Origin of the sequence: Acinetobacter sp. S40 (assembly GCF_016624705.1) — a bacterium.
Taxonomy (GTDB): domain Bacteria; phylum Pseudomonadota; class Gammaproteobacteria; order Pseudomonadales; family Moraxellaceae; genus Acinetobacter.
Genome location: NZ_JACVTU010000008.1, coordinates 34,503 through 48,274 on the forward strand (window position 1 = coordinate 34,503; position 13,772 = coordinate 48,274).

The 13,772-nt window shown below is 40.4% G+C and carries 11 protein-coding genes; 5 read left to right on the forward strand and 6 right to left on the reverse strand.

Annotated elements, in window-relative coordinates; genetic code table 11:
- Positions 1 to 74 precede the first annotated feature (74 nt).
- From IAE19_RS10945 to IAE19_RS10960, 5 genes are all read right to left on the reverse strand, one after another.
- The gene (locus tag IAE19_RS10945; protein WP_200460968.1) at positions 75 to 1,355 is read right to left on the reverse strand and encodes a carbohydrate porin; all 1,281 of its coding nucleotides are present in this window, start codon (positions 1,353 to 1,355) and stop codon (positions 75 to 77) included.
- Positions 1,356 to 1,859: 504 nt separating this feature from the next.
- A complete protein-coding gene (locus tag IAE19_RS10950; protein ID WP_200460969.1) occupies positions 1,860 to 3,143 on the reverse strand; it encodes a ribonucleotide-diphosphate reductase subunit beta in 1,284 nt (427 codons plus the stop codon).
- Between the two features lie 141 nt (positions 3,144 to 3,284).
- Positions 3,285 to 3,416: a preprotein translocase subunit YajC gene (locus tag IAE19_RS10955; RefSeq protein ID WP_200461061.1), complete on the reverse strand. Its 132-nt coding sequence runs from the start codon at positions 3,414 to 3,416 to the stop codon at positions 3,285 to 3,287.
- 60 nt (positions 3,417 to 3,476) lie between these two features.
- A complete protein-coding gene (locus IAE19_RS16745) occupies positions 3,477 to 3,602 on the reverse strand; it encodes a hypothetical protein (protein ID WP_265092547.1) in 126 nt (41 codons plus the stop codon).
- Between the two features lie 180 nt (positions 3,603 to 3,782).
- Complete coding sequence (locus IAE19_RS10960; protein WP_200460970.1) at positions 3,783 to 6,605, reverse strand: ribonucleoside-diphosphate reductase subunit alpha; 2,823 nt, start codon at positions 6,603 to 6,605, stop codon at positions 3,783 to 3,785.
- A gap of 547 nt (positions 6,606 to 7,152) precedes the next feature.
- On the opposite strand from IAE19_RS10960, the gene bfmR reads away from it, so the two are divergent.
- On the forward strand, positions 7,153 to 7,869 hold the full coding sequence (gene bfmR / locus IAE19_RS10965) for a response regulator transcription factor BfmR (RefSeq protein ID WP_004881343.1): 717 nt from the start codon (positions 7,153 to 7,155) through the stop codon (positions 7,867 to 7,869).
- A 47-nt stretch (positions 7,870 to 7,916) separates the two neighbouring features.
- Positions 7,917 to 9,578, forward strand: coding sequence for a sensor histidine kinase BfmS (bfmS, locus tag IAE19_RS10970; RefSeq protein ID WP_200460971.1), 1,662 nt, complete (start codon positions 7,917 to 7,919; stop codon positions 9,576 to 9,578).
- Between the two features lie 23 nt (positions 9,579 to 9,601).
- Here the strand turns inward: bfmS and IAE19_RS10975 are convergent, their stop codons facing one another.
- Positions 9,602 to 9,958, reverse strand: a complete 357-nt coding sequence (locus tag IAE19_RS10975) for a hypothetical protein (protein WP_200460972.1) — start codon at positions 9,956 to 9,958, stop codon at positions 9,602 to 9,604.
- A gap of 693 nt (positions 9,959 to 10,651) precedes the next feature.
- Between IAE19_RS10975 and ndhC the strand changes: the two genes are divergently transcribed.
- From ndhC to nuoC, 3 genes are all read left to right on the forward strand, one after another.
- A complete protein-coding gene (gene ndhC / locus IAE19_RS10980; protein WP_200460973.1) occupies positions 10,652 to 11,203 on the forward strand; it encodes an NADH-quinone oxidoreductase subunit A in 552 nt (183 codons plus the stop codon).
- 6 nt (positions 11,204 to 11,209) lie between these two features.
- On the forward strand, positions 11,210 to 11,887 hold the full coding sequence (locus IAE19_RS10985) for a NuoB/complex I 20 kDa subunit family protein (RefSeq protein ID WP_004987404.1): 678 nt from the start codon (positions 11,210 to 11,212) through the stop codon (positions 11,885 to 11,887).
- Between the two features lie 86 nt (positions 11,888 to 11,973).
- The gene (nuoC, locus tag IAE19_RS10990; protein ID WP_200460974.1) at positions 11,974 to 13,761 is read left to right on the forward strand and encodes an NADH-quinone oxidoreductase subunit C/D; all 1,788 of its coding nucleotides are present in this window, start codon (positions 11,974 to 11,976) and stop codon (positions 13,759 to 13,761) included.
- Positions 13,762 to 13,772 lie beyond the last annotated feature (11 nt).

The following is a 13,772-nucleotide window of genomic DNA, read 5'->3' on the forward strand; positions in this document are numbered from 1 at the left end:
TTAAAAATGACGAACCAATCAAATAAAAATGCTGTCAGTTTTAAACTCACAGCATTTTAAGCATTGAACTGGTTTTAAAAAATGACTTTGGTTGTCAAACCCAGTACCAATGCATTATCTACCTTATCGGTTGCACCAGGTTGAATAACATATTGAACTACAGGACGTAACATCAACCATGGCGTGACGTAGTGGGAATAGTTGAGCTCAATATTGTATTCAGCATCTTCATTAATCGCACCTTTATTGTAAATCCCTTTGCGATAACGGTCATTAACATGAATTCGGTTAACACCCAAACCCAAGATATCATTGGGGTGCTCATCTAGTAGACCTAAATAGCGAATTCCAATTTGCTGGGTATTATCGATTTTATTGACGGTTTTGTCGTGGAAAGAAATATTGCTAAATCCATATAGACCACGTTTGCTACCATCGATAGAACTTAATTGTTGATCTACGGTCAGCCAACCTGCATAGGCGCGATCTTTTTGCTCGCCAGTCAGCACATCTTTGTTTTGTGTTTTATCTGCATTGTTGTAAAACACACCTAGACGATAGCTTCCCGGTAACTGGTTAATCCCTTGTTTAGGTTGGTAATGTAATTCAACAGGAACCGTAACACCTTCAGCTTCTTCAGATTTTAAATTCCAACCCTGATTTTCCTTGATATTGGTTGGATTAAACTCAAATGCACCCACTTGTGCAGAAAGTTCAGGCGTAAATCTGTATTTAACAATACCCGCCCATTGCGCTACAGGTTCGTTGTACCAGACGTTCCCCATCCATTTACCGTTTTGTGCGGTACAAAATGACGTGCTCTGGAAGTCACAGCCCATGACGTTAAAATATGATCCCATACCCATACGGCCTACACGAACGCTCCAGCCTGTATCTGCAAAAATTTTCTCAATCGAAAGCTGGGTAAGACGTGAGTCAACATTGCCACGCCCCCAAGTCGCTTGAGTATTGGCCATTTGCGGCGCACCTGGGTATGAAATATTTTCTGCGCTCGTACTTTGACCCTGACGAGCAGTAACAATGGCACGTACTGAAACACCACTCCAACCCAACAGTTTTTCCAGATCAAGACTACTGCCTAACCAAAGTTGACTGGCAAAAGTTGCACCATCTCTTGGTTTGTAGCCACCATCAGCCAGATAGTCTGTATCGACATAAAGATTGGCGTCAAAATTTGCGCCCTGACTGGCTAACTCTGTGCGTTTACCATTCCAGTCACCAAACAAATATTTGCTTTGAGGACTAAAGGCATCATCTGCATGACTTAAATTAAAACTGGATAGTGCAATAACAATACTTGCAATGCTGAATTGTTTCAGTCCCTGAATTTTCATTTGACTTGACCACATAAATTTAAAAAATTGTCCCATCATTGTTTACCAACAATGAATCTCAAAAATCTAACCATGTTTTAAAATTTAATCAACAAAAATTCACTTGAATTTTCATGCTGTTTTATTGAACAGATGGTCTAAAATGTTCCTTATTAACAGATAAATGAATGTAAAAATGTTCGTCATTTCCAAAAACCATCTCTTAGAGTAGGAATAATTTATTTACGTTTCTTTTTTTGATGAGATTAACAGGTTGATTTTACTATATTGCTTGAGAGTAAAAGGGAGTTAGTCACTTGCAAAAGACACTCTTTTTTCATTAAATCCATTTATCGTATGCAAAGTTTATCAAACTATTTATGTTAGATTTCAGATATTCATTTGTGTGATTTTTCTATTTGATTTGATCTAATTTTTGAGATGCATGAAATATAAAAAAGAACTGTCAAATAAGACAGTTCTTTTTTATTTAGATAATAATTGGGTTATCACGGGACGATAAAATTACCAGCTTAATGCACCGCCAGTCTGATAGTCTGTTACGCGCGTTTCAAAGAAATTCTTCTCTTTACGCAAATCCATCATCTCAGACATCCATTGGAATGGGTTAGTTACACCTGGATATTGTTCTGCTAAGCCAAGTTGTGCCAAACGACGGTTACAAATAAATTTTAAATATTCTTCCATCATTGCCGCGTTCATTCCCAATACACCACGTGGCATGGTGTCACGAGCATATTCGATTTCAAGCAAAGTGCCTTCCAGAATCATCTGAATCACTTCCTGCTGGAATTCGGTTGTCCACAAATGCGGGTTTTCGATCTTGATCTGGTTAATCATGTCGATCCCAAAATTCACATGCATTGATTCATCACGCAAGATGTACTGGAACTGCTCAGATACACCATTCATTTTATTACGACGACCCATACTCAAAATCTGAGTAAAGCCGCAATAGAAAAAGATCCCTTCAAGTACGCAATAAAATGCAATCAAATTGCGCAATAACTGCTGATCGGTTTCAGGTGTCCCTGTTTCAAATTTCGGATCACTCAAAGATTGCGTATATTTTAAGCCCCATGCTGCTTTACGGGCAACACTTGGAATTTCATGATACATATTGAAGATTTCGCCTTCATCCATACCTAAAGATTCAATACAATATTGATAGGCATGTGTATGGATCGCTTCTTCAAAAGCCTGACGTAGAATATACTGGCGGCATTCAGGGTTAGTGATCAGACGATAAATCGCCAAAACCAGATTATTTGCCACAAGTGAATCTGCTGTAGAGAAGAAGCCAAGATTACGTTTAACAATAATGCGTTCATCTTCCGTCAAGCCATTTTCAGATTTCCATAATGCAATATCATGGTTCATATTAACTTCTTGCGGCATCCAGTGATTGGCACAGCCATCTAGATACTTTTGCCAAGCCCATTCATATTTGAAAGGAACTAACTGGTTTAAGTCAGCACGACAGTTGATCATGGCTTTATCATCAACTTGTACTCGATTGGCCCCTGTTTCAATCTCTTGCAAACCTGCGCTAATATCCAGATTTTTTAAGGATTCAGATGCTCGAGCCACCGAATCGGTTGAATCTGTTGGTCGACTGGTAGAGGTTCCAGTGGATTGTACATTTGCCACACGCGGCGATGATGGCTCTGCATCAGATACCAACGGCGTAGCAGGCGCTTTTTGCGGTTCGATGGGCGCAGACTTGTGTTCAGGTGCAGCCGGTTTTTGCGAATCATCTTCGAAATCGTCCCAACTCAGGATAGACATAATCAAATTCTCTCTTCGTTGTTAATATCGTTATCGACATCTTTCTACGAAGATGCCATTACTATACGCTTATTCTGTGTAAGCAAAATTAAGTTTTGTCGATAGATGTTCTAAAGTTATTCGATAGAACCTATATCCCCACTACTTATTTTGATTACGCTGTTGCTTACGAATTTTAAAAAAAGCGTAAACCATAGGCGCGTAGAAAAAAACAAAAGCAAAGACCAGTACAGCTAAACCAAGTGTATAGTTATGACTGAGATGTAACATGATCGTATACCTTTTGTATTTAATCGTGAATCTTAACCGAAATTAAGATCCACATTTACGAAATTATTTTTTAGATGATTTCGTGGTAGGCTTAACTTTCTCAACAACTGTAGTTTTTGGGTGCTTTTCTGCATATTCCAAAGTTACATATTGTCCAGTCACAGCACTTCTTGCGACTTTATTCGCCATTTATTATCTCCTGATACAAATCAAGATGACTCTTACTGGCTCGTTAATAAATTCAATGGTAGAATCTTTAACGCATTATCTTATGCCAGCCCCGTTGTGACCATCTTGGTATCACTTCGAGATTGAAAAGCCTTCTAGTTAGTTTTGACGGACGCTAGAGGGCTTTTTTTTATACTTTAATTACTGACAAGCTTCACAATCAGGATTATCGATTGAACAAGCCATTGGAACAGGGGCTGCTTGGGTAAAACCGTCTTCAGTTGCTTCTGGTTTTATTTCCTGAGCGACTGCCGCAGCAGGTGCTGCAACAGTTGTGGCTTTAACTGCATTCAATGCACCTGTATTAATGGTTGATTTCTCAGCAGAAGTTGCACCTAAAGCTCGAAGGTAATAGGTTGTTTTTAAACCACGTAACCAAGCCATTTTATACGTGATGTCCAGCTTCTTACCATTTGCACCTGCAATATACAGGTTCAATGACTGTGCTTGATCGATCCATTTTTGACGACGTGAGGCAGCATCTACGATCCAGCGTGGCTCAACTTCAAATGCAGTTGCAAAAATGGCTTTTAATTCCTCAGGAATACGTGAAATCTTCTGTACCGAACCTTCAAAATGTTTTAAGTCATTGACCATCACGCTATCCCAAAGACCACGCTCTTTCAGAGCACGAACAAGGTAAGGGTTGATCACTGTGAATTCACCAGACAGGTTTGATTTGACATACAAATTCTGGAATGTCGGCTCAATCGATTGAGACACGCCACAAATATTGGAAATCGTTGCAGTCGGTGCAATTGCCATCACATTTGAGTTACGCATACCATCTTTTTTAACTTTGGCACGTAATGTGTCCCAGTCCAGACGTTGAGTACGATCCACTTCAAACATGCGTTCAGGACGAGTTTTAGCCACAATATCCAGAGAATCGATTGGCAAAATACCTTGATCCCAAAGTGAGCCCTCAAATGTTGAATAAACACCGCGTTCCACAGCAAGTTCACTTGATGTTTGAATTGCATAGTAGCTGATGACTTCCATTGATTCATCCGCAAAATTAACTGCTTCATCAGAACCATAAGCCATGTTTAATTCATACAGGGCATCCTGAAAACCCATAATTCCCATACCGACAGGGCGGTGTTTCAGGTTTGAATTTTTTGCTTGTGGCACAGCATAGTAGTTAATGTCGATGACGTTATCGAGCATACGTACTGCTGTTTTAATGGTACGTGCCAGTTTCTCACGATCCAATGCACCCCCTTGTACATGTTGCACAAGATTGATTGAACCTAAGTTACATACTGCGATTTCATCCTGATTAGTATTCAGCGTAATTTCGGTACACAGGTTCGATGAGTGAACTACACCGACATGCTGTTGTGGTGAGCGCAGGTTACACACGTCTTTGAACGTAATCCATGGATGACCTGTTTCAAACAGCATGGACAGCATTTTGCGCCATAAGTCCTGAGCGCGAACTTTCTTATGTAAGAAGTTTTGCTCTTTAGCAATCGCTTCATAATGTGCATAACGTTCTGCAAATTCCTGACCTGTTAAATCATGAAGATCAGGAACTTCAGAAGGAGTGAACAATGTCCATTCACCATCTTCAAAGACACGTTGCATAAATAAGTCAGGCACCCAGTTAGCTGTATTCATGTCATGGGTACGACGGCGATCATCACCTGTGTTTTTACGCAGCTCTAAAAACTCTTCGATATCCAAATGCCAAGTTTCAAGATAGGCACACACTGCACCTTTGCGTTTACCACCCTGATTGACTGCAACAGCTGTATCATTGGCCACTTTCAGGAATGGAACTACGCCTTGCGATTTACCATTGGTCCCTTTAATGTACGAATTAAGGGCACGAACTGGTGTCCAGTCATTCCCCAAACCACCAGCCCATTTTGATAGCATTGCGTTGTCACGCATTGCACCATAAATGTTATATAGGTCATCGCCAATTGTGGTTAGATAGCAACTAGATAACTGCGGGCGTAAAGTCCCTGAGTTAAATAGGGTCGGCGTAGAAGCCATATAATCGAAACTAGACAATAAGTCATAAAACTCGATTGCACGTTCTTCACGATTTGCTTCATTCAGTGACAGACCCATGGAAACACGCATAAAGAACAATTGTGGAAGTTCGTAGCGGATACCATCTGAGTGAATGAAGTAACGGTCATATAACGTTTGTAAACCTAAGTAAGTAAACTGATTTGAGCGTTCTGGTTTAATTGCTGCGGCAAGTTTGACTAAATCAAAATTTAATAATTCTGGATCTAGTAACTCAAGATCGACGCCTTTTTTCAAGAAAGTTTCAAGCGCATCACTTTCCAGTGTATCTTCAGATAGACCTAAAAACTCAAGACCTTTGGCTACCAGTTCATTACGCAATAAACGTGCAGTCACATAAGTGTAATTCGGCTCATGTTCAATACGGGTACGCGTTGCCATCATCATGGTGGTGGCGATATCACTGGCTTTTACGCCGTTATACAGGTTCTTGATGGTTTCATCGACAATGGCTTGAACATCGATACCCTCCAAACCTTCAGCAGCTTTTTCAACTTCTGCTGAAAGGGCATCCAGATCCAAAGGCTGAAGTTGGCCATTGGCATCTGTAATCTGTAACGTCGGGTGGTGATTGGCACCTGCTTGCTGCCGAGCATTAGCACGTTGCTCACGATAGATGACATAAGCACGAGCAACTTTTTGCTCACCAGTACGCATTAGCGCAAGTTCGACCTGATCCTGAATTTCTTCAATATGAATCGTACCGCCTGAAGGTAAACGGCGGTTAAAAGTATTCATGACCATTTCTGTAAGTTGAGTAATACGATCGTGGATACGACTTGAATCCGCGCCCTGTTGACCCTCGACCGCCAAAAATGCTTTACCAATCGCAACGGAAATTTTCTCTGCATCAAATACAGCAACTTCCCCAGTGCGTTTAATCACCTGAAGTTGGCCAGGAGTTGAAGTGATTACGCTCATGTCAGCATAGCTCCATTGTCATCTATAGTTATGTTCATTGGACCGTTTGAATCGGGCGAAAATGGTGGCTCGATATTTGAGGAATAAACACAAGACTTAGTGGTTAATGTTTGTTTTAAACACAAGATACGGTAATTTTAACCTGATATCAATCTTGACATTTTATTAATTTTTTATTCATTCATTATCTGTCTGATTCTGCGATGCATAGCTTAGCAAAGTCCTGAAAAATTACGTATAGATAACTATGTGGATAACTCAAAAAACAAACATTTAGATGCCTAAAGTGACCCCATGGAAATAATTTGTTTAATATTTATGCGTACTATTTAAAGGATTAAGATAAATGGTAATTTTTAAAGCAAAAAAATAAAATTACTGGAAATTCAAGAGCTAATAAATTTGCAACAAAATACAACTGGCGTGTATCAGTTTGGTGAACGAGGACTTGTTTACAATGTAAACGTGTGTATATTGCATTCTATGAAGCATGTCTATCTGTCGGATTTTAAACAGATACACTTAAACATATTACAGGGGCAATTGTATGAGCCAAGAAGAAAAGTTACCCAAGATCCTTATTGTTGAAGATGATGAACGTCTTGCACGTTTAACACAGGAATATCTAATTCGTAATGGATTGGAGGTTGGGGTTGAAACAGATGGTAATCGTGCAATCCGCCGTATTATCAGTGAGCAACCCGATCTAGTGGTACTTGATGTGATGTTACCTGGTGCAGATGGTTTAACCGTTTGTCGTGAAGTTCGTCCTCATTATCATCAGCCTATTCTAATGTTAACTGCACGTACCGAAGATATGGATCAGGTTTTAGGTCTGGAAATGGGTGCAGATGACTATGTGGCTAAACCTGTGCAACCACGTGTTTTATTAGCGCGTATTCGTGCTTTATTACGTCGTACCGATAAAACTGTTGAAGATGAAGTAGCACAGCGTATCGAATTTGATGATTTGGTCATCGATAATGGTGGTCGTTCAGTGACTTTAAATGGTGATCTGGTAGATTTCACGAGCGCTGAATACGACTTATTATGGCTATTAGCCTCTAATGCAGGTCGTATCTTGTCACGTGAAGATATTTTTGAACGTCTGCGTGGTATTGAATATGATGGTCAAGACCGTTCAATTGACGTACGTATTTCACGTATTCGTCCAAAAATTGGCGATGATCCAGAAAACCCGAAACGTATTAAAACTGTGCGTAGTAAAGGTTATCTGTTTGTAAAAGAAACCAATGGTATGTAATTTACGCATCCATTGTTTGTTAAACATCTCCCTATAAGGTTGATTGAGTGTTTAAACACAGTATCTTCTTACGCATTTATGCGGGTTTGGTGGTCTTGGTCATGCTGGTGGCTTTGTTTGGCTACCTGTTGGTTCAGATCATCAATTACCAGCGTGCTCAGGAATATCGTGAGTCCCTGACGGATGGTATTTCATATGTCATTAGTGAGGGAGTAGCTCGGCAACCGGGAGAGCAACAAAGACTGGACTGGATTTCAGATGCTTCTGATTTACTTGAGTTGCCTATTTATTACGTCGACTCAAATAAAATCGAGCTTTCCAGAACTGAAAAAAAACGTATTGAAGAACAAAAATCTATCGTCCGTTACGATGCTGAGAATAGCATTGCCTACGTGATAATCGGCTTGCCTGAAGATAATAAGCATTTTCTTTATGTCAAAGTCGATAAAATAGGTGAGCGCCAAATGAAAGCGCTACCTATTTTTATTTTGGATTACCTGATTTATTATCCGGGACAAGAAAAAGAATATATCAGCCGTATTCAAAAACACTTTTCTTACCCACTTTCGATTCAAAATGTCAAAGATATTCAACTGGATTCTGAGCAAATTGGTCGTTTGCGTCAGGATCAAAGTGTGATGTTGTATAAAGACAGTGCAACTGTACGTGGAACCACGATTTCAATTGTTTCTCCAATGCCAAATAATCCGACTGAGGTTCTGGTTTTAGGGCCAGTGCCCATGTTTAATTGGATGCCGTTTCAGTTATCAGCAGGTATTACATTATTTAGCTTGTTTCTGTTGAGTCTGGGAGTCTATGGACTGATTTTGCCTTTGGAGCGAAAAATTCGGCAAGTACGTTATGCATTGAATCGTATGAAGTCGGGTGATTTGTCATTACGAGTGCCGATTGAAGGTAGTGATGAAATGGCAAATCTTGCATCCAGTTATAATAATATGTCTGATCATATTCAGCGGCTTATAGAAGCGCAGCGTGAATTGATGCGAGCCGTATCCCATGAGTTGAGAACTCCTGTAGCCCGAATTCGTTTTGGTATGGAAATGTTGGCTGAAGAAGATGATTACAATTATCGGATTCAGCAAATGGAAATGATCGATAAAGATATTGAAGCACTAAATACCTTGATTGATGAGATCATGACTTATGCCAAATTAGAGCAGGGCACTCCATCACTGGATTTTGAAGAAATTGCCTTACTGGATGTGTTGGATCAAGTTGCAGTTGAAACAGAAGCGTTAAAAACTCAGAAAGAAATTGAACTTATACCGCCACCAAATTATGTCATTGCAGATGCAGAACGTCGTTATTTACATCGTGTCGTGCAAAATCTGGTAGGAAATGCAGTGCGCCATTGTGATCATAAAGTGCGTATGAGTGGTGGCATAAAGGCGGATGGCAATGCTTTTGTCTGCGTGGAAGATGATGGCCCTGGCATCCCCGAAGAAGATCGTAAACGTGTTTTTGAGGCATTTGCCCGTCTAGATGACAGTCGAACCCGTGCATCGGGTGGTTATGGTTTGGGGTTATCCATCGTCAGCCGAATTGCGTACTGGTTTGGTGGCACAATTACTGTGGATGAGAGTCCTGATCTAGGGGGCGCTCGGTTTATTATGTTGTGGCCAGCAAAGCGCTTTAATCAAAAACTTAAACAAAAAAATCAGCAGAAACAAAAAGAAAGCACTCAATAGAGTGCTTTCTTTTTGTACGATATTTATTCTTGTAGTGTAGCATCGGGAACGATCAATGATTTGCCTTCACGTAAACTAATCAAAGCATCTTGATTGAAATCAATGAGAAGAAAATTATTTTCAACATCAATTTTATATCCACTAATGATTTTTTGGTCGCCATTAATGGTTTCCACACGATATTCATCAGTGATATTGAGAATACCCTCTAGATTCGTCGTGGTTGATGCAAAGTCCTGACGAAACAAATCATAAATATCACGTAAATCAAAAATGGCATTGTCTGCATCGGGGTGCTTCTGGACATATTCTTGAATGTGACGAATAAGCAATTGAGCATAAAGAAAATAATTAGGTTTGTGGGTGTATTGCAGACTCATTGATTTTACTCCTTATTCTTTGTTTTAGCATACACATCGCTTCAAAACAGATGTGTATAAAGTTAATTAAAGCATGTAGCTGAATTGCAACGATTTATAAAATTGATTCTGCTTGTCGTGTATTCCTTTGCTCATAAATCGGATGATCCCGAATATTTTTATTCTTTATAGCGATTTCTCTTTGAATCGGAAGAAAAAGAATACACGGGGAATCTCTGATCTATTCTCAAAATAGCATGCTCTTTTACGTTGGAGATAGTCTTTTTTAATGCTTTAATTTTCGACAAAACTCGATTCTGATGTGGTTTTGTGCAGTCAGGAATAACGAGATAATATTTTTTAAAAAAATAGTAAAATAATCCGGAAAAATACATTGTACGTTGATTTGGAAAGAGCAAAATTTAAATAAGGACAAAAATGTCCGAAATATTGGTTAAAATGTAAGAAAATGAAAAAAATAATCATAATGTGAGAATTGATTTGATAAACCGATAACTACCAGTGGATTTGGCGTTCAAGCCATATGTTTTCTAAAATTGTCCAAAAAATCATCCTAAAGACTAAGGTGCTTCAACTAGCAACAGAAATTAGAAATCAGGTACAATTGGCGGGATTAATTTTATGTTTGGTGTATTTGAAGGCCAATACATACATTCTTTGTTAAATAATAGGCCTGCCAGGAGTTATCCCCGCATGAGTGCCATTACTCCATACGATTGGGCAATTATTGCCTTCGTGATCGGTGTTACATTTCTGTGCGTTTTTATGCTTACCGTTCCCTTGCTCCTAGGGGGTAAATCGTGGGGGCGCGCGAAGCAAGAGCAATTTGAGTCAGGTGTCGTCAGCGCAGGTGGTGCACGTATCCGCTTGTCAGCAAAGTTCTATCTGGTTGCAATTTTCTTCGTTGTTTTTGACCTTGAAGCGCTCTATCTATACGCATGGGCAACCTCAGTTCGTGAAGTGGGTTGGCTTGGTTTTACTACCGTCGTGATTTTCGTTGTCGATTTGTTGATTGCTTTGGTTTATGCATTTGCTGTAGGTGCATTAAACTGGGCTCCTGCGGATCGCCGTAAGTCAGCAGGAATTAAACCTAAAGTGGGTTCTGCACATATGAATATTGCTGATATTACCCGCTTCAACTCTATTGAGGAGTTGGTTATGGATCCTACGGGTCATATTCCAGCTCAATCCTCAGGTCGTATGAAATCTATTTCAGCGACTAAAACGTCATTTGAACAGGAGTAACTCGGGATGAAATATACATTAACCCGTGCGAATCCGAGTGCTGATCAATATCCATTGCAAGAACGCCAAATTGTTACTGATCCACTTGAGGAAGAAGTCAATAAAAATGTCTTCATGACTCGTTTGGAAGATGTGATGCACAATGTGGTCAACTGGGGACGCAAAAACTCAGTCTGGCCATTTAACTTTGGTACTTCATGCTGTTACGTTGAGTATGCAACGACATTAACAGGTGTACATGATTTGTCACGTTTTGGTGCTGAAGTTATTCGTGCTTCACCACGTCAGGCTGACTTAATGATTGTTGCTGGAACTTGTTTTGTAAAAATGGCGCCAGTTATTCAACGTCTTTATGAGCAAATGCTAGAGCCAAAATGGGTCATTTCTATGGGAGCTTGTGCTAACTCGGGCGGTATGTACGACATTTATTCGGTTGTACAGGGTGTTGATAAAATTATTCCTGTTGACGTGTACGTCCCAGGCTGCCCACCACGTCCTGAAGCTTTGATTCAAGCACTCATGTTACTTCAAGACCAGATTCAGCTAGAGCGCCGTCCACTTTCTGCCGTAATTGGTGATGATCTTAAGCCAGTGTATAAGCCAAAGATGATGCCAGAACGCGATCGCAAAAATGCTGAACGTATTGCGGTGAAAAACTTACGCTCTATGGATGAAATTAAATAATTTTCACGATGAAGTTTTGACATATTCGTAGGATATGGTTCATCAAGAAAATTGACAAAATTTGTATTAAATAGGAAGCCAAGCCAATGGCTGAAACTGACATTGCTATGCCAGAATCAACGCCAGTTGATTCCCGCCCAGCATTTGCAATCGTAGAAGATCTCAAAGCCAAATTTGGCGAGAACTTTTACGTGCAACCAACGTTTGAAGATTTTCCAACGGTCTGGGTTGAGCGCGCACGTATACAAGAAGTTTTAATGTACTTGCGTACGGTATCACGTCCTTATGTGATGCTGTTTGACTTATCTGCAGTTGATGAGCGTTTGCGTAATAACCGCGATGGTTTACCTGCATCTGATTTCACAGTGTTCTATCACTTATTATCTTTAGAACGTAATAGTGATATTCGTATTAAAGTTGCATTGAATGAGAATGATATTAACATTCCAACAGCGACTAACATTTGGCCGAATGCCAACTGGTACGAACGTGAAGCTTACGATATGTTTGGAATCAATTTCGAAGGGCATCCTATGCTGCGTCGAATTTTGTTGCCAACTTATTGGGAAGGGCATCCGTTACGCAAGGAATACTCAGCTCGTGCTACTGAATATACGCCGTATATGCAGAACAAGGCGAAACAGGATTTTGAGCAAGAACATCTTCGTTTTGTCCCAGAAGATTGGGGCCTAACACGCGGTAATGCGGATGAAGACTTTATGTTCTTGAACTTGGGCCCTAACCATCCATCTGCACACGGTGCATTCCGTGTTATTTTGCAGTTGGATGGCGAAGAAGTAAAAGACTGTGTACCTGATATTGGCTATCACCACCGTGGTGTGGAAAAGATGGCTGAGCGTCAAACGTGGCATTCTTTCATTCCTTATACTGACCGTGTTGACTATCTAGGCGGTTGCGCACAAAACATGCCGTATGTCATGGGCGTAGAGCAACTTGCTGGAATCACCGTTCCTGATCGTGCGCAATGTATTCGTGTCATGATGTCTGAATTATTCCGTATCAATAACCACTTGTTGTATATCGGTACGGCGATTCAGGATGCGGGGGGTATGACTCCTGTATTCTATATGTTTGCTGACCGTCAAAAAATCTATGACGCAATTGAAGCGATCACAGGTTTCCGTATGCACCCTGCGTGGTTCCGTATCGGCGGAACGGCACACGATCTTCCAAATAATTGGCAAAAACTGATTCGTGATATTCTCGAATGGATGCCAAAACGGTTGAAGGAATATCATACTGCTGCACTGAAAAACTCTGTATTTGAAGGCCGTACACGTAATGTTGCCCAATATGATGCAAAATCTGCGTTAGCTTGGGGCGTAACAGGAACTGGTTTACGTGCAACAGGTATTGATTTTGATGTGCGTAAATATCGTCCGTATAGTGGCTATGAAAATTACGATTTTGAAGTGCCTCTGGAATACGAAGGCGATGCTTATGCTCGTGTGATGGTGCACTATCGTGAAATCGAAGAGTCCTTGAAAATTGTTAAACAGTGTCTGGATAATATGCCGTCTGGTGCATATAAAGCAGATCATCCTCTGGCAGTACCACCGCCGAAAGATAAAACCTTGCAAGACATTGAAACCCTGATTACGCATTTCTTAAGTGTGTCGTGGGGGCCAGTTATGCCTGCAGGTGAAGCATCAGTGATGGCTGAAGTCGTAAAAGGCGCGTCTAACTATTATTTGACTTCCGATAAGTCAACGATGAGTTATCGTACCCGTATTCGTACACCAACCTTTACACACTTGCAGCAAATTCCTTCGGTGATTAACGGAAGTCTGGTCTCAGACTTGATCATTTATCTGGCAACCATTGATGTGGTTATGGCCGACGTGGATCGTTAAGGGGTACGCAT